This window comes from Glutamicibacter protophormiae (assembly GCF_016894325.1).
GTDB classification, from domain to species: Bacteria; Actinomycetota; Actinomycetes; order Actinomycetales; family Micrococcaceae; genus Glutamicibacter; species Glutamicibacter protophormiae.
Genome location: NZ_CP069806.1, coordinates 3,287,397 through 3,304,231, shown reverse-complemented (window position 1 = coordinate 3,304,231; position 16,835 = coordinate 3,287,397). Strand labels below are relative to the sequence as shown.

The following is a 16,835-nucleotide window of genomic DNA, read 5'->3' as shown; positions in this document are numbered from 1 at the left end:
CAATATTTCTGATTCCTGACGCTGTGCTAGCAAATCGCCACATAAACTAAAAAACGCTTGCACAGACGCTGACATCACTGGGACCGACAGGTCTTTTGAATAGTGTCGATGTATCTCACAAGCTTCACTCATTGCACCGATACACAATTAAAGAGGGTAATTTGCGCAGCCTTCCTGCAGTTTCCCGGCGTTCGCGCGCCTTGGCTCTGGTCTTACTTATTCCGCTTGGGCTTTCTGCTTGTTCAACGCCGCAGGCAGCTGCGGCCCAGTCATTTGCTGCATGCATAGACACGGAAACGTTGAAATTCACCGAAATCCAGCTGGTGGACGGCTCTAGTGACTTGCAGTGTGGCAATAGCCAACTTGCCGTTTCGTGGGCGGCCGAAGGCGCTCCCAGCAGTGGACTGAGGGCAGTTGAAGATGCAGGCTCGGCTGGTCAAGGACTAGCTGCCGAACAGGGGGAACCAGGCGAGAAGGGCGACAAAGGCGAAACCGGGGCGACTGGTGATACCGGGACTGCCGGTGAGAAGGGCGAGGCTGGCGCTACCGGGGCAACCGGTGAGAAGGGTGAAACCGGCGCTACCGGGGCAACCGGTGAGAAGGGCTCTACCGGCGCTGCCGGTGAGAGGGGTGAAACCGGCGCTACCGGGGCAACCGGTGAGAAGGGCTCTACCGGCGCTGCCGGTGAGAGGGGTGAAACCGGCGCTACCGGGGCAATCGGTGAGAAGGGCGAGAAGGGCTCTACCGGCGCTGCCGGTGAGAAGGGTGAAACCGGCGCTACCGGCGCTACCGGTGCTACCGGTGAGAAGGGTGAAACCGGCGCTACCGGGGCAATCGGTGAGAAGGGCGAGAAGGGTGAAACCGGCGCTACCGGCGCTACCGGTGCTACCGGTGAGAAGGGTGAAACCGGCGCTACCGGCGCTACCGGGGCAATCGGTGAGAAGGGCGAGAAGGGTGAAACCGGCGCTACCGGGGCAGCCGGTGTGAAGGGCGAAACTGGGGCTACTGGTGCTGCCGGTGAGAAGGGCGAGAAGGGTGAAACCGGCGCTACCGGCGTTACCGGCGCTACCGGGGCAACCGGTGAGAAGGGCGAAACTGGGGCTACTGGTGCTGCCGGTGAGAAGGGCGAGAAGGGTGAAACCGGCGCTACCGGCGCTACCGGCGCTACCGGCGCTACCGGCGCTACCGGCGCTACCGGCGCTACCGGCGCAACCGGCGCTACCGGGGCAACCGGTGAGAAGGGCGAAACTGGGGCTACTGGTGCTGCCGGTGAGAAGGGCGAGAAGGGTGAAACCGGCGCTACCGGCGCTACCGGCGCTACCGGGGCAACCGGTGAGAAGGGCGAAACCGGAGCCACCGGGTTGCCTGGCGCTGATGGAAACAGCATTCTGAATTCCACGGGAATGCCGACAGGTGGCGTAGGCAAGGATGGCGACTTCTATATGGATACCCAGACTTTTCAGATCTACGGTCCAAAAGCCGAAGGCCAGTGGCCAACTGAATCCCAAAGCTTGATCGGACCCCAGGGTCCCATCGGACCGGAAGGCCCCCGAGGTCAGCAGGGAATCCAGGGTGAAACTGGCCAACGCGGGGAAACCGGGCAGACCGGAGCCGCTGGACAAGACGGTGCTGCAGGCGAACGAGGCATGCAGGGCGCGCAAGGCCAACAAGGAGCGCAAGGTGATCGCGGCGTTGCAGGCGCGCCACCGATTCAGTTCGGATTCGTCGACTTTATTGATGCGCAAGACTCCAAGGGCTACCTGGGCCTATCGGGAACCAAGGTTGTTGCCCGTGAGCTGAGCGCACAGATCAGCGTTCCCAGGGACACCACGTTGAGCGGCCTAAGCGTCACCGCGGACCTGGGATCAGCTTCATCTGCTGAGTTGAGCTTGCTGGTGGATGGAGAGCCCACATCGCTGACATGCAAGATCACCAGTGCGGATCCGGAATGCGAACTTGGCGGGGAAGCTGTCGAAGTGCAGAGCGGCCAGCCGATCGTTTTCGCCTATGAGGCCAGCGGGGGCAAGGCAGTGAAGAATCTGCGCTTCGCCTTGGGATTCGAGAACACGCCATGAACCTGAAGTCACCGCGGGTATCCCGCCGGGCCATGCTCGGACTTGGCGGGGCTGTCGGGGCAACCATCGCATTCGGAATGCCGACGCAGGCGACCTCGCACGCCGATGCCTATTCCATCACCACCTGGCGCTCCCTGACAGGTGAATACCTACAGATTGACGGTACGCCTCACCTCGTGCGTTCGGTAGACGCTGGCTATGGGAGCGCGTTCCACGTCATGGTCGAGGCTTCCGGACTTTCGGAGCGGCTGATGCAGGTATCCCATCAAAAGATCGGCACAGTGAACCTTTTTGGAACTGTCCACGGTAATACGGCAATCTTCACTTTCAACTCATCCACCGAAGGAAAATAATGGACCCGATACTAGGTCAGATCATGCTCGTTGGCTTCACATTTGTTCCTCGGGGATGGGCTGCCTGCGACGGGCAGCTGCTCCCCATCATGCAAAATCAGGCACTCTTCTCCTTGCTCGGTACGACGTATGGCGGCGACGGAAGGACTACCTTCGCCTTGCCGGATCTGCGTGGCCGGGCGCCGATCCATGTTGGGTACGGCCCTGGGCTCAGTAGCTATACTCTTGGCGAATCTGGCGGTTCAGAGAGCGTGACACTCACTTCGGGTAATCTGCCACAGCATGTGCATGGAACCAAATACGCTAAAGAGCAAACTACCGACCGGCCGGGCCCTGATGTATATCCTGCACCCGGAGGCTCCTATGGGCCTGCGTCTGGCGAGGGGTCTCCGACCTCGGCTGTCGGAGGAGGGCAGCCTGCCGAGAACAGGTCGCCATTTCTTGCGATGAGGTACGTCATTGCCCTCGAGGGGATCTACCCGAGTAGGGATTAGTTGTTGACGCTGTTTCGGCGAAGGGCAGCGAAACCGCTGGAAAGTAGTTCCAGGGTTTCGCTGCCCTTTGCCGTATCCACCCCCGGTGCTGGGAATCCCCTCGGGAGGGAGAACTCCGATCACCAGGGAGCCACTGGCCCGGGGTGTTCGGGCCCTGCTAACTGCACCACCCGCAGCGTCTCGCTGCGCACCGCGGGAACCCATATAGGCGGCGAATTCGCCAAGTTCAGGATCGACGATTCCTCCGAAATCCGCTGGCATCTGCAGGCCGCGCTAGCGTACCGTCGCGGCGAATGAACTAGTGAAGACGGCCTTGCCAAGTCCCCTCGATTCCGCTCAATTGTCAAGCAATTTTTTCTTCGAAAAAGGTGTTGCCTAGGTAACAAACGTAAACTAGAGTCTAGTTTCAGTTATTAGCTATAGGTAATCCCGATCACACTGATCCAGGGGTTGCGCAGTTCCCTGATTGGAGCACCGGACATGGCCTTATCGTTGACCGAGGAACAGATTGATCTCGCTTCGGCGGTGGTTGACTTCACCCGCCGCAGCGTAGACACGATGACCACTCGGGACGAGCACGAGAAGCTGGCCACCGGTGCACTTCCAAGCTTCTGGACCGAAATGCTGGAAACCGGACTGCACGCGCTGCACATCCCGGAGGAGCTCGGCGGCCAGGGCGGAACGCTGGTGGAAACCGCCATCGTCATCGAGGCATTCGGCCACCGCTACGTCTCCGGGCCCTTCCTGCCCACCGTGCTGGCCAGCGCGGCCGTCACCCTGGCCGAGCCGAACTCCTGCAACCAGCCGATCCTGGAAGACTTCGCCGACGGCGCCACCGGCACCCTGATGCTGGCCACCGAGCAGCTCAAGGTCGTCCAGATCGCCGAAGGCTGGGCCGTCGCCGGCCAGATCCAGGTCATCGGCGCGCTCGCCGCCAAGTACCTGGTGCTGGGCTTCACCGCCGCAGGCGCCACCCGCTATGCGGTCATCGAGGCCGCGGCCGCCGGGGTATCCCTGGTCCCCGCCGAAGGCACCGACCTGGGCCGCGACGCCGCCACCCTGGTGCTGGACCACGTGGTCATCCCGTCCGACGCGGTGCTGGGCAACGTCACCGCCAGCCAGATCGCGGCGCTGCACGCCGGGCTCACCGGCTCGGAGGCCGCCGGCATCATGCGCTGGGCCAGCGAGGAAAGCACCGAATACGCCAAGATCCGCGAACAGTTCTCCGTGCCGATCGGCTCCTTCCAGGCCATCAAGCACAAGTGCGCCAACCTGGCGATCGCCGCCGAAATGGCCACCTCCGCGGCCTGGTCCGCGGTCGTATCGGTCGGGCAGGACGAAGCCCAGCAGCACCTGGCCGCCGCCGGCGCGCTGGAAGCGGCGATTGCCCCATCCATCGAAGCAGTCACCGAGGCCATCACGATCCTCGGCGGCATCGGCTTCACCTGGGAGCACGACGCCCACCTGTACTGGCGCCGCGCCATCAGCCTGAACGCGCTGAACGCCCCGCTGTCCGGCGAGCTGGCCGCGGCCGGCGAAGCCGCGCTGCACACCGAACGCAAGATCGAGGTGGAGCTGGATGAGCAGGATCCGGGCTTCCGCGCCCGCATCGCCGCCCTGCTGGACACCGCCGCGTCCCTGCGCAACGAGCACGAAGCCGGACGCTGGTACTCCCGCGGCTCGCGGCGCAGCTTCCTGGCCGAGCACGGCCTGGCCGCGCCGCACTGGCCGGCCCCCTACGGACTGGGCGCCAGCCCGGCCGAACAGGTCATCATCTCCCAGGAGTACGCCCGCCGCGACCTGCTGCAGCCATCCTCGGTCATCGGCGAGTGGGCCATGCCCACGATCCTGGCCTTCGGCTCCGAGAAGATCAAGGAGCAGTTCGCGCTGCCCACGCTGAAGGGCGAACTGATCTGGTGCCAGCTGTTCTCCGAGCCCGGAGCCGGCAGCGACCTGGCAGGCCTTTCCACCCGCGCCGTCAAGGTCGACGGCGGCTGGAAGCTGACCGGCCAGAAGGTCTGGACCTCCGGAGCCCACGAAGCCCACTGGGGCATCTGCCTGGCCCGCACCGACGCCGAGGTCGCCAAGCACAAGGGCCTGAGCTACTTCCTGGTGGACATGTCCGCTCCCGGACTGGATGTGCGCCCGCTGCGCCAGTCCAACGGCGAAGCAGAATTCAACGAGGTCTTCCTGGACGAGGTCTTCGTCGCGGACGACTACCTGCTGGGCGAACCAGGCCAGGGCTGGCGCATCACCGCCACCACCTTGCAGAACGAGCGCACCCAGATTTCCTCCGGGGTCTCGGTCGGCACCGAGGACGGGCTGCGCGAACTGATCACCGGCGAGAACTTCGTCGGAACCCGCGAGCACGCGCTGGAAGTGCTGGGCCGCGCCGCCGCCATCAGCACCGCCATCGGGGCGATGAACCTGCGCGAAACGCTGCGCCAGGTCAACGGGCTGCAGCCGGGCTCCGGCTCCTCGCTGGCCAAGGTGGCCCACGGCCGCCTGGCCCGGCAGACCGCAGGCGACCTGCTGAAGCTCGCCGGTCCGGCCGCGCTCTTCGCCCACGCTCCGGCCGCCGCCGTCAACTCCCAGCTCTCCGTTCCGGCGGCGCTGATCGGCGGAGGCACCATTGAAATCCAGCTCAACGTGATTGCCGAGCGGATCCTGGGGCTGCCGCGCAGCTAGGCGCGGCCCGCCCACGTACCACTTCCAGAGCTCGACCCTCCAGTATTCCTCCGGGCCCAGGGCCCGGACCGCGCCCGCCAATGGCGGCGGGCGCGCCGTGAAAGGACAACTTAGGCATGACCGCTGTGACCAATGAATTCCGTACCGAAAGCTCCGTCGGCACCGAGCGCCTGCGCGAACTGCTCGAACCCCGCTCCATCGTGATTATCGGGGCGAACAGCAAGTCCACCTGGTCCCACTTCGCCCACTCGAATCTCCTGGCCGCCGGCTTCACCGGCGAGCTGTACCTGGTCAACCGCCGGGCCGAGGAATGCCACGGACAGGCCTCCTACGCGAGCATCGCCGAGCTTCCCGAAGCCCCTGAGCTGGCCATCGTGCTCACCGGCACCAACTCGCTGCCTCAGATCCAGGAGCAGTGCATCGCCAAGGGCATCCGCAACCTGATCGTGCTGGCCTCCGGGCTGGGCGAAGCAGGGGAAGAAGGCCAGGCCCTGCAGCAGCAGCTGGTGGATCGCGCCCGCGAAGCCGACCAGCTGATCCTGGGCCCGAACAACTTGGGCTTCATCAACTTCCACTCCAAGGTCGCCGCCTTCGCCCACATGACGCAGCTGCCGCTGGTGGCCGGCGGGGTGGGCATCGCCAGCCAGTCCGGCGCCCTGACCATCTACCTGCTGCCGTACATGGCCAGCCGCGGGGTGGGCGCCTCGCTCTGCGTGACCGTGGGCAACGAGGCCATGATCTCCGCCATCGACGTCATGTCGCTGCTGGTGGAGGATGAGGATACCAAGGTCATCGCCGCCTACCTGGAACAGGTCACCGACACCGCGCAGTTCCTGGACGTGGCCCGCCGGGCCCGCGAAGCCGGCAAGCCGATCGTCGTGTTCAAGGCCGGCGCCTCCGAGGCCTCGGCCAAGGCCGCCGCCGCGCACACCGGCTCGCTGGCCGGCGACGACAAGATCTTCGACGCGGTCTGCCGGCAGTTCGGGGTGATCCGCGTGGCGAACATCGAGGACCTGGTCGCCACCGCCGGCATCCTGGAATCCTATGGAGCGCTGCCCGGCCCGCGCTTTGGCGTGGTCACCGCTTCCGGCGCCATGTGCGCGCTGGTCGCAGACAAGGCCGAGGCTTCCGGCCTGCAGCTGCCGAGCCCCGCCGAGGCCACCGTGCGCCAGCTGCGCGAGGACGGCCTGCCGGAATTCGCCGCGGTGAACAACCCGATGGACACCACCGGCTACATCTCCGTGGATCCCTCGATTCTCACCAAGGCCGGGGACGCGTTCATCAATGACGAGAACTTCGACTTCGTGGTGCTGAATACTTCCTGGCCGACCAACCAGTTCATGGCGGATCTGGGCAAGCCGACCCAGGAGGGGCTGCACCGCCAGCTGACGGCTTCGGCCAAACCCGTGGTGGCCATGAGCTTCCTGCCCACCGAAGTCAACGAATTCGCCCGCAACTTCGCCGCCGAGCATTCCCTGCCGCACGCCTCGGATTCCTTCGACCGCGGCATCGAGGCCGCCGGGCACAGCGTCTGGTGGGGGCAGCGCACCGCGCAGCTGGCCGCCGAGCCGCAGCTTGGCGCGCCGGCCCGGATTGCCAAGCTCGAAGGCGCCGAAGGCTGGACCGAGATCGAAACCGGCGACTTCCTGCGCGAGCACGGGGTTCCCTACGTGCCGGGACGTGTGGTCGCTTCCGCCGCCCAGGCCGTCGCCACCGCACAGGAGATCGGCTACCCGGTGGTGCTGAAGGTCGCCAGCGAGGACATCGCCCACAAGACCGAGGTCGGCGGCGTGCGCCTGATGCTCAAGGACGCCGCCGAGGTGTCCGAAGCCCATGAATTCATCGTCGATTCCGTGGCCAAGCTGGCTCCTGAAGCCCGCGTCCAGGGCGTGGCGGTCTCGCCGATGCGCCCGGCTGGCAACGAGCTGCTGGTCGGCATCATCACCGACCCGCAGTGGGGCAAGGTGCTGGCCGTCGGCTTCGGCGGGGTGCTGGTGGAGATCCTGAAGGACTCCGCGCTGCGCCTGCTGCCGGTCAGCCCGCAGGAGATTCGCCGCATGCTGGACTCGCTGCGCGGCATCGACCTGCTGACAGGTTTCCGCGGCAGCGAAGCCACGGACCTTGACGAGCTGGCCCAGGTGATCTTCCAGATCACGCAGGTGGCCTTGGGACTGGGGGAGGACCTTGAAGAACTTGAAATCAATCCGCTGCGGGTTGCCGGAAACCAGATCGAGGCGCTGGACGCCCTGATCCGCTGGAAGGACCGGTAAATGCATACCGGTGATAGGCAACTCGCCCAAAACTTGGTGATACCGTGGGAATTCACGGAACACACCACTTACGAGGCAGATCATGGCAGGAACCATTTCCACGGAGCAGGTAGAGCTTCCGGCCTACCAGGTCGTCAGGCGCCAGCGCATCATCGACGCGGGCAAGGACCTGTTGCGGGCGCAGGACTACGACTCGATCCAGATCCGCGACGTGGCCTCGGAAGCGAACGTCGCGCTGGGCACGCTGTACCGGTACTTCAACTCCAAGGAACACCTGTACGCGAACGTCGTCTACGACTGGGCGATGCCCTTCGCCCAGCGGACCATCGCGCCGGAGGCCGGGCTGGGCACCACGGAAGTGATTTCCCGCAGGCTGCGCAACGCCTTGAGCAGCTTCGAGAAGCACCCGTACTTCTACAAGGCGATCCTGCAGCTGCGCAGCAGCACCGCGGAGGACGTCGCCCCGGTCATGGCGAGGCTCAGCGAGGTGCTGGAAGCCCCGATCCGCGAGGACATGAGCGTGCTGGACGACGCGGAAGCCGCGGACATCACCGTGATGGTGTGGGCGCTGCTGCTGGATGTCGTCTCGCGGGTGCTCCTGCAGAACATGACCATGGAACAGGCCTACGGGGTGCTGGACCGCTTCGTGGCGTTGATCCAGCACCGTCTGGAGCAGGCCGAAGCCTAGGCCTCAGCCCTTACCCTTCCCTTTCCGCCTCCGGCCTCGGGGGTGCCCCATGAGCGCCCACGAACTGGACCATGTGGCCTTCGCCGTGCCTTCCTGGCGTTCCGCCGGGGACAGCGTGCACCGCACGCTCGGCGCCCGCTGGGTCTCGGGATTCCACCAGGGCTCCTTCAGCCCCTGCCAGCTGGAGCTGGCCGAGGGCATGCGCCTGGAACTGCTGGCGCCTCCGGCCCAGGGCGGCGGATTCATCGCCGAGCATCTGGAGCGCAGCAATGGCGGGGCCAACCCGCACCACATCACCTTCAAGGTGGCTGACATCCATGCCTCGATGACCCTCGCCCGCGCCGCCGGGGTGCGCACCATCCTTGAAAACCTCGACAACCAGTGGTGGAAGGAGCTGTTCCTGCATCCCAAGGACACCGGACTGGGGTTCCTGGTGCAGCTGGTGCAGACCGAGCTGACGCTGGACGGCAATGACGAGATCACCGCCCCCGGCGCGGTCGCCTGCCCCTGGGACGAGCAGCCCCCGGCGGAAAATCCGCCGCAGCGGCTGGACTTCATCGCCGGCCGCATCCGCGACGCGGCCCAGGCCCGGCTGGTCCTGAGCACGGTGCTCGGCGGGCAGTCCATGAGCCTGGAAGACGACCCGCGGACCCTCGTGTTCTCCTGGCCGCTGGGTTCCAGCCTGGTGCTGCAAACCGACGAGCACGCCGAGCCCGGCCTGCAGGCGCTGTCCTTCACCGACCCCGCCCTGCCCGCGCCGATCATGGACGGCGGGTATCTGAAGGCGCTGCGCGGCTCCGGGCGCAGATTCGAGGCACTGGGCCTGGACATCCTCACCGGACACCCGGCTCACGCCGGCTGATACACGAACTTCAACTACGCAAGAATTAGCACTAAGGAGTCACCCCATGGGACTGAGAGGCGAAGCAGCCATCCTCGGCTACTGCGAACTTCCACCGCAGCGAAAGCTCACCCGCGAACCGTCGTTCAACCTGGAGCAGTGGGCCCGGCTGTCAAAGGCCGCGCTGGACGACGCCGGACTGTCCGCCACCGACGTCAACGGCGTCATCACCCCGCTGATCGGCGAGGCGGACATGTTCGTTCCGTCCACCGTCACCGAATACCTGGGCATCGACGCGAACTTCGCGGAGATCGTGGACCTGGGCGGCGCGGGATCCGCCGCCGGCATCTGGCGCGCCGCGGCCGCCGTGGAGCTGGGCCTGTGCGACGCGGTGCTGGTGACCTTCCCAGGCACCCACCACTTCCCGATGGACGACCGCAAGCCGTTCGTCATGGACGACAAGATGCACTTCGGCGCCTCCTCCAACGCCTTCGGCTCCCCGCAGGCCGAGTTCGAGATCCCCTACGGCAACCTGGGGCAGAACGGCCCCTATGGGCAGATCGCCAAGCGCTACGGTTACGAGTTCGGCTACGACGAACGCGCCATGGCGAAGATCGCGGTGGACCAGCGCACCAACGCCTGCGCCACCCCGGAGGCGGTGTTCCACGGCCAGCCGATCACCGTGGCCGATGTGCTGAACTCGCCGATGATCGCCGATCCGCTGCACATGCTGGAAATCGTCATGCCCTGCCAGGGCGGCGCCGCGGTGGTCGTGGGCAATGCGGATCTGGCCCGCAAGTCCAAGAACCGCCCGGTGTGGATCACCGGCTTCGGCGAACGCGTGCCGTACAAGACCCCGACCTATGCCCGCGACCTGATGACCTCTCCGATGGTGCACGCCGCCGAGCAGGCGTTCTCCATGGCCGGGATCACCCGCTCCGAGGTGGACATGGTCTCGATCTACGACTGCTATTCCATCACCGTGCTGATGAGCCTGGAGGATGCGGGCTTCGCAGAAAAGGGCAAGGGCATGGATTTCGTGGCCAACCGCGATTTGACCTTCCGCGGGGACTTCCCGATGAACACCGCCGGCGGCCAGCTGTCCTTCGGGCAGGCGGGCGTTGCCGGAGGCATGCACCACGTCATCGACGGGGCCCGGCAGATCATGGGCCGCGCCAACGCCGCCCAGGTGGCCGACTGCCACCGCGCGTTCGTCAGCGGCAACGGCGGCATCATGAGCGAGCAGACCGCGCTGATCCTGCAGGGCGACTAGAAAGGGAAGAAGAGAAAATGACTACCTACACCCCCGAAACGCTGACCCGGCCGCTGCCGGTTCCGACCCCGCTGACCCGCCCCTTCTGGGACGCGCTCGCCGAACGCAAGATCCGCATCCAGTACTCGCCCTCGCTGGGGGAGTACGTCTTCTACCCGCGGCCGCTGGCCCCCCGCACCCTGGCCGACGACCTGGAATGGCGGGAGATCTCCGGTGCCGGCACGCTCTACACCTACACCGTTGCCACCCGCCCGCCGGCGGCGCACTTCGCCTCGGCCGGGGAAATGATTCTGGCCATCGTCCAGTGGGACGAAGGACCGAAGTTCTCCACCGAAATCATCAACGCCGACCCGGAACAGCTGAAGATCGGCATGCGGGTCCGCCCGGTCTTCTGCGACCACCCCGAGGGAGACATCACCATGCTGCGCTACGAACCGGAGACCAACTCATGAGCATCGAAACTGGAATTCAGCTGCCCGCACCGTCCCTGCGTATCGGCGCGCAGGAACTCCTGGACGGCGAAAGCACCCACGAGCACATCGATCCCGCTACCGGGAAGGTCAACGGCCTGGTGCCGATGGCCTCGACCGCGCAGGTCGACCAGGCCGTGCAGGTGGCCCACGAGGCCTTCTTGGTCTGGAGCGCGCTGCCCGCCGGGCAGCGCGCCCGCAAGCTGATGAAGCTGGCCGAGCTCATGGAAGAGAACACCGAGCTGCTGGCCGCCGCCGGCATGGCGGACAACGGCGCCCCGCGCATCACCGCCGGCAACATGGTCGGCGCCGCGGTGGAATGGACCCGCTACTACGCCGGCTGGGCGGACAAGCTGCCGCTGGGCCGCATCACCAGCAACGGCGGGGCCGGCGGCTCCTTCGGCCACACGCTGCGCCAGCCCTACGGCGTCATCGGCGCGATCATCACCTGGAACGCGCCGCTGATGTCCCTGGCCATGAAGGTCCCGGCCGCGCTGGCCGCGGGCAACACCGTGGTCATCAAGCCCAGCGAGCTGACCCCCTTCACCCCGACGGTCTTCGCGGACCTGGCCCGCGAGGCGGGGATCCCGGACGGCGTGATCAACATCGTGCCCGGCGGCCCGGCCGCGGGAGCGGCGCTGGTGGAGCACCGCCTGGTCAAGAAGGTCACTTTCACCGGCGGGCCTGCCACCGCGCAGGCGATCGCCGCCTCCTGCGCCAAGACCTTCAAGCCGATGATTCTGGAACTGGGCGGCAAGTCCGCCAACCTGGTCTTCGAGGACGCCGACCTGGACAAGGCCGCAGGCCACGCAGCATTCTTCGCCTTCGGCATGATGAGCGGCCAGGCCTGCGCGCTGCCGACCCGCCTGCTGGTGCAGGAATCGGTGTACGAGCAGTTCATCGAGAAGGTCGCCGCGGCCGCGGCGCAGTTCCCCATCGGCGACCCGGCCGGCGAATACACCATGTGCGGACCGGTCATCAACCAGGCCGCCATCGACCGCATCGACTCGATGCTCGGTGCCGCGCTGGAAGAAGGCGGACGACTGGTCACCGGCGGCCAGCGCCTTGGCGGGGAACTCGCCGAGGGCTTCTACTATCCGCCGACCATCGTGGCGGATGTGGATCCGAACGGGGCGCTGGCGCAGAACGAGGTATTCGGCCCGGTGCTGGCGGTGATCCCGTTCCGCGACGAAGCGCATGCGCTTCAGATCGCCAACGGCACGGACTACGGACTTTCGGGGTACATCTGGACCTCGGATCTGGGAAGGGGGCTGCGCCTGGCCGAGTCAATGGAGACCGGCGAGATCGCAGTCAACGGCGCCTTCAATGCCACGGCCGAACGCCCCTTCGGCGGCATCGGCCACTCCGGCATCGGCAACGAAGGCGGACTTGAAGGTCTGGAAGAGTTCTTCTGGACCAAGTCGGTGGGTATCGCAATCCGCTAAACAGCTGCCCGCTCGGGCAAGAACATCACCGCATGGCCTTGCCCGGGCGTCCTGTCCGGAGGGTGCCTAGGTGACCCCTCAAAGCGCCCAACCGGCGCGGATAAGGCAGGACAAAGATGTCTCAGGCTAGACCCCCAAAGCTGAGTGCGATGCGTGCATCGAGTCCGGGATTCGTGGCGGTAGTCGCGGTCTTGGTGCTCACAGAGATTGTTGCAGCGTTCGAGCTTTCAATGATGTACGTAACCCTCCCAACGCTCATGGCCGACTTCCAGGTGGATGCGAACGCCGTGGCCTGGGTCGTCACCATTTACCTGCTTGTCTCCGCCTCGGCGGCGCTGCTGGGCGGCCGCTTCGGCGACCTGTACGGACGACGCCGGGTCATGGTGGTCGTGCTGACGCTGGCGGCCGCCGGCTCGCTGATCTCGCTGGTCGGCAACAGCCTTGAAATGATCATCCTGGGTCGCGGCATCCAGGGGGCCGCCGGCGCGGTCATGGGCCTGGCCTTCGGCCTGGCTCGGGAACACCTCGAGGAAAAGCGCCTGCCCGTGGGCGTCTCGATGATCGGCGCCTCCGCGCTGATCGCAGGCGCCGGCGGCGCACTGATCGCCGGGCTGATGATCGACTCCTTCTCCTGGCACGGAATCTTCCTGTTCGCCGGCGTGCTGGCGGTACTGGCGGTGATTGCGGTGCTCGTGGTGCTTCCGAAGGACAAGCCGCACGGGACCTCGATGGGCCGCATGGATATCGCCGGCGCACTGCTGCTGCCGTTGGGCGCCTCCGGCATCCTGTTGGGCCTGTCCAACAGCGCGAAGGCCGGTTGGGGTTCGCTTGCCGGTGGCGGGCTGCTCCTCGCTGGCCTGGTGATCGTTGCGGTGTGGGTCTGGTGGGAGCTGCATTCCCAGCGCCCGATCGTGAACCTGAAAATGTTCAAGAACCGCCAGATCGCCCTGGTCATGACCGCGACCTTCCTCGCGGCCGTGGGACCCATCGGCGGCATGTCGGTGCCAAGCCAGTACGTGCTGCAGTACCCGGTGGAAATGGGCTTCGGGCTCGGATTCTCCGCGTCGGCCGCAGGCCTGTTCAGCGGCGGCACCGCGCTGCTGGGCTACTTCTTCTCCCCGCTGGGCGGCAAGCTCGCCCAGAAGTTCAACGCCCGCTTCGTCTTCATCATCGGCCTGCTGCTGATGGTCCTCGCGGTCGCCACGATCATGTTCACCCTGGGTAACATGATGGTCTTCCTGGTGGCCATGTCGGTCAATGCGGTGGGTATCGCACTGACCTTCGGTGCCCTGCCGAACGTGCTGATCGAGGCGGTCCCCGAATCGCATACCTCGGAAAGCGCCGGCACCAACACCATGGTGCGCAACATCGGCCAGTCCGTAGCCACCGCCGTCGGCGCCTACCTGCTGGCCCGCCACCAGGATCCCGTCACCACCGCGGTGGGGGAGCAGGGCGTTTTCGAGGCCTTCGGCTTCGTGGCGGTCTTCGGCCTCGCCGCGCTGGTGATCGCATTCATGCTCAGCCGCACCCCGAAGGTCTGGGTGCCGCAGGATGCCGCCATGAAGCTGCCTGAGAAGTCCGAACCGGCAGGTGATCTGGTCTAGCCGCCTCCAGGACTGCTGCAACACCGGATCAGGCCGGCCCAGCTCCGTTTTACGACGGGGCTGGGCCGGCCTTTGCCGTGCGCAGGAGGCGGAGGGGAGTCGCAGCCGACAGGCTTCCCGGGGAATTCGGCGCGGTCTTGCCGTTGCCGGCGGGGTGCCGCCTGGTGCGGACCTATCAAATTCCCGGCGTCTGCGCGACCCTACTTAAGTATGAGGGTGATCCAGAAATCGTAGTTGAAATGCTCTGGAATAAACAAAACAAGTTAGATACGTTGGAAAGGAAGGGTGCATCCAGGGAGCAGGATCTCCGTGGATGCATCAAGAGGACACATTGATGAAGCATGCGGAAAGAGGGGCGACGAACGTGTCGGTGATGACGAAGATCGTGATGGCGGCGGTCCTGGCTGCCGGTGCAGTAGCGTTGGGTACCTTCGGGGCAGGCATCGCATCGTGGATCGCGGCCGGCGCAGCGGTAGCTATCGGCACCGTGGCCACCGCGCAGGTGAGCCGCGGTCCGAACTCGGCTGGATTCCTGGTGGGTATCGCAGCATGCACCATGACCCTGTTTGCGGCGTCGGCGGTGAGCATGGCGGGTGCGCCGCTTCCGATGCCCGTCGCGGCGCAGCTTGCGGCCGCCCCCGTGCTGTCGTGGATGGCGCTGGCAATCGTCTACGGCAGGAGCGGGAGCTCAGGCGCGCTTCGCTGAGGCCTGTGCTCACTGCGGCAGTCCCGGCTTTCGGGCGCATTCATGCTGCGCGAGGGCGGGCGGAGTCCGCGGGGAGCGTCGTCGGCATCCCCTGCGATTCCAATGCAGCTGAATTCCACTCAACCCATAGACGAAAACTAGAATCTAGTTATAGTCTTGGTAGGAATGAGTGACCCGCGTCATAGGCGGCCGGGCTGGAAGGGCAAGGGCATGGCAATTTTTACTGAGAATATCGGCAAGGTCAGCGTAGGGGAACCTGTCACCTGGGATCGTGATGCTGCGCTGCTCTATGCGCTGAGCATCGGAGCCGGGCGCCCCGACGCGACCGAGGGCATCGAATACACGACCGAGAACTCCTTCGGCGTGCGCCAAAAGGTCTTCCCGACCTTCCCTGTGGTCCTTGGCGGCAGCGGCGGTTCCATGGACGATCTCGGAGACTTCAAGCTGCACCAGATCCTGCACGGCGGCCAATCGCTCGTCCTGCATCGGGAACTCGCCCCCAAGGGGACCGTGACCCCGCGCAGCTACATGAGCGCCGTCTACGACCAGGGCAAGAACGCCATCATCGAACTGACCACCGAACTGGTGGACCCCGAAGGCGAACCTGTCGCCACGACCGTGATCTCCATGATCATCCGCGGCGAAACCGGTTATGGCCCGCGCCCGGACGGCGCCGGTGGCTGGAGCGACCCGGCCACCGAGCCCGACGTCGTCTTCGAGCAAGCGACCAGCGTCGACCAGGCGCTGCTGTACCGCCTGAACGGCGACCGCAACCCGCTGCATTCGGACCCGGTGATGGCCAGCAAGGTCGGTTTCCCGCGCCCGGTGCTGCACGGCCTGTGCACCTACGGCATGGCGGCCCTCGCGCTGGTGCGCAATTCCCAGCTGCTGGCCGAACGCGGCCTGGGCGCGATCAACGCCCGCTTCGCCGCTCCCGTCTTCCCGGGGCAGGTGCTGGAAACCCGCATCTGGAACACCGCAGACGGCGCGCTGTTCCAGGTGCTCGCCGACGGGAAGATCGTGCTGGACCGCGGAGTCGCCACGGCCGCCGCCGTTGCGGAAGACGCCGCCGAGCTCCAGGACGCTGCCGCGAAGTAGCCGGCAGCCGATCGCACCATGCGCCGCACCCGGCCGCCTTGAGGGCAAGCCGGGTGCGGCGAATTATTTTGCAAGCGAATGATGAATCAGTGACATTCCCCTGCACCGGTTATGATCGGGTTCAGAGTCCACAGCATAGGAATCATGAACGTGAAGACTGAGCAACGCACCACCAGGCAGGCCGGCGACAAGCAGAGCAGCCGCGAAAAAATCCTCGATGTCGCCACCGACCTGTTCGTCGAGCACGGCTATACGGGAACCCCGCTCAGTGCGATTGCCGCCCAGCTGGATTTCACCAAGGCCGCGCTGTACTACCACTTCAAGAGCAAGGCCGATATCCTCTCCGGGATCCTCTCGCCCCTGCTGGACACCATTGACGAGCTGCTGGAGCAGGCTCCCGAGCGTTTCCCGGACGCGCAGCAGCGCTGGGAATTCCTCTACAACTACTCCCAGGTCTTGCTCTCGCATTCACGGGCCGTCGAGGTGCTGGCGATCAACAGCAGCAATACGTGGCTGCCGGACGAGATCAAGGAACGGATCGAGTACCACCGCCACCGCACCATAGAACTGGCCATGCTGCCGGACATGAGCGATGAGGACCAGGTGAAGGCCATCGTGATCATGGACATGCTGCACCGCGAGATCGTCTTCACCGATGACCGCATGGTGGTCCCCGGGATGAAGCCCGAGCGCCGCCGTGAAATCGTCTATGACTTCATCCGCGAGGCCCTGGAGTCCACCGCTGCCGGTCGCTGAGCAACGGACCACGGCGCTTGGCCGAGCGCAAAAGAAACTGCCGAACCGCTGGCCGGTGCGCGCGAACGAGTAGT

Annotated in this window: 14 protein-coding genes; all 14 read left to right on the top strand. The window is 65.6% G+C overall.

The genetic code is table 11. The features are described 5' to 3' along the window. The first annotated feature begins 299 nt into the window (after positions 1-299). The 14 genes from JQN66_RS15475 to JQN66_RS15410 all read left to right on the top strand — a co-directional run bounded on the left by JQN66_RS15475 (position 300) and on the right by JQN66_RS15410 (position 16,761). Positions 300-2,075 (top strand): exosporium protein, encoded by a 1,776-nt coding sequence (locus tag JQN66_RS15475; protein ID WP_204675817.1) that lies wholly within the window; start codon positions 300-302, stop codon positions 2,073-2,075. Then, entirely contained in the window at positions 2,072-2,428 is a 357-nt protein-coding gene (locus tag JQN66_RS15470; protein WP_204675816.1) for a hypothetical protein, read from the top strand. The genes JQN66_RS15475 and JQN66_RS15470 overlap by 4 nt, the downstream gene beginning before the upstream one ends. Beyond that, the gene (locus JQN66_RS15465; RefSeq protein WP_320963850.1) at positions 2,428-2,922 is read left to right on the top strand and encodes a phage tail protein; all 495 of its coding nucleotides are present in this window, start codon (positions 2,428-2,430) and stop codon (positions 2,920-2,922) included. The genes JQN66_RS15470 and JQN66_RS15465 overlap by 1 nt, the downstream gene beginning before the upstream one ends. Before the next feature lie 480 nt (positions 2,923-3,402). After that, positions 3,403-5,610: an acyl-CoA dehydrogenase family protein gene (locus JQN66_RS15460; protein WP_204675815.1), complete on the top strand. Its 2,208-nt coding sequence runs from the start codon at positions 3,403-3,405 to the stop codon at positions 5,608-5,610. 116 nt (positions 5,611-5,726) lie between these two features. Beyond that, positions 5,727-7,880: an acetate--CoA ligase family protein gene (locus JQN66_RS15455; protein ID WP_204675814.1), complete on the top strand. Its 2,154-nt coding sequence runs from the start codon at positions 5,727-5,729 to the stop codon at positions 7,878-7,880. Positions 7,881-7,962: 82 nt separating this feature from the next. Then, complete coding sequence (locus JQN66_RS15450; RefSeq protein WP_204675813.1) at positions 7,963-8,568, top strand: TetR/AcrR family transcriptional regulator; 606 nt, start codon at positions 7,963-7,965, stop codon at positions 8,566-8,568. A gap of 49 nt (positions 8,569-8,617) precedes the next feature. Then, entirely contained in the window at positions 8,618-9,430 is an 813-nt protein-coding gene (locus JQN66_RS15445) for a VOC family protein (RefSeq protein WP_204675812.1), read from the top strand. Positions 9,431-9,476: 46 nt separating this feature from the next. After that, positions 9,477-10,682: a thiolase family protein gene (locus JQN66_RS15440; protein ID WP_204675811.1), complete on the top strand. Its 1,206-nt coding sequence runs from the start codon at positions 9,477-9,479 to the stop codon at positions 10,680-10,682. 17 nt (positions 10,683-10,699) lie between these two features. Continuing rightward, a complete protein-coding gene (locus JQN66_RS15435) occupies positions 10,700-11,134 on the top strand; it encodes a Zn-ribbon domain-containing OB-fold protein (protein WP_188947046.1) in 435 nt (144 codons plus the stop codon). Continuing rightward, positions 11,131-12,597, top strand: coding sequence for an aldehyde dehydrogenase family protein (locus JQN66_RS15430; RefSeq protein ID WP_204675810.1), 1,467 nt, complete (start codon positions 11,131-11,133; stop codon positions 12,595-12,597). Before JQN66_RS15435 ends, JQN66_RS15430 begins: the two co-directional genes overlap by 4 nt. 116 nt (positions 12,598-12,713) lie before the next feature. After that, positions 12,714-14,201, top strand: coding sequence for an MFS transporter (locus JQN66_RS15425; RefSeq protein WP_338029211.1), 1,488 nt, complete (start codon positions 12,714-12,716; stop codon positions 14,199-14,201). 364 nt (positions 14,202-14,565) lie between these two features. Next, positions 14,566-14,907, top strand: a complete 342-nt coding sequence (locus tag JQN66_RS15420) for a hypothetical protein (RefSeq protein ID WP_204675808.1) — start codon at positions 14,566-14,568, stop codon at positions 14,905-14,907. 210 nt (positions 14,908-15,117) lie between these two features. Then, positions 15,118-16,005, top strand: a complete 888-nt coding sequence (locus JQN66_RS15415) for a MaoC family dehydratase (protein WP_204675807.1) — start codon at positions 15,118-15,120, stop codon at positions 16,003-16,005. A gap of 144 nt (positions 16,006-16,149) precedes the next feature. Beyond that, positions 16,150-16,761: a TetR/AcrR family transcriptional regulator gene (locus tag JQN66_RS15410; protein ID WP_204675806.1), complete on the top strand. Its 612-nt coding sequence runs from the start codon at positions 16,150-16,152 to the stop codon at positions 16,759-16,761. The last annotated feature ends 74 nt before the right edge of the window (positions 16,762-16,835 follow it).

Coding starts and splice junctions, on each gene's coding strand:
- JQN66_RS15445 (WP_204675812.1), top strand. CDS start 8,618: ATGAGCGCCCACGAACTGGACCATGTGGCCTTCGCCGTGCCTTCCTGG.
- JQN66_RS15410 (WP_204675806.1), top strand. CDS start 16,150: ATGAACGTGAAGACTGAGCAACGCACCACCAGGCAGGCCGGCGACAAG.
- JQN66_RS15460 (WP_204675815.1), top strand. CDS start 3,403: ATGGCCTTATCGTTGACCGAGGAACAGATTGATCTCGCTTCGGCGGTG.
- JQN66_RS15430 (WP_204675810.1), top strand. CDS start 11,131: ATGAGCATCGAAACTGGAATTCAGCTGCCCGCACCGTCCCTGCGTATC.
- JQN66_RS15440 (WP_204675811.1), top strand. CDS start 9,477: ATGGGACTGAGAGGCGAAGCAGCCATCCTCGGCTACTGCGAACTTCCA.
- JQN66_RS15455 (WP_204675814.1), top strand. CDS start 5,727: ATGACCGCTGTGACCAATGAATTCCGTACCGAAAGCTCCGTCGGCACC.
- JQN66_RS15450 (WP_204675813.1), top strand. CDS start 7,963: ATGGCAGGAACCATTTCCACGGAGCAGGTAGAGCTTCCGGCCTACCAG.
- JQN66_RS15425 (WP_338029211.1), top strand. CDS start 12,714: ATGTCTCAGGCTAGACCCCCAAAGCTGAGTGCGATGCGTGCATCGAGT.
- JQN66_RS15470 (WP_204675816.1), top strand. CDS start 2,072: ATGAACCTGAAGTCACCGCGGGTATCCCGCCGGGCCATGCTCGGACTT.
- JQN66_RS15465 (WP_320963850.1), top strand. CDS start 2,428: ATGGACCCGATACTAGGTCAGATCATGCTCGTTGGCTTCACATTTGTT.
- JQN66_RS15435 (WP_188947046.1), top strand. CDS start 10,700: ATGACTACCTACACCCCCGAAACGCTGACCCGGCCGCTGCCGGTTCCG.
- JQN66_RS15415 (WP_204675807.1), top strand. CDS start 15,118: ATGGCAATTTTTACTGAGAATATCGGCAAGGTCAGCGTAGGGGAACCT.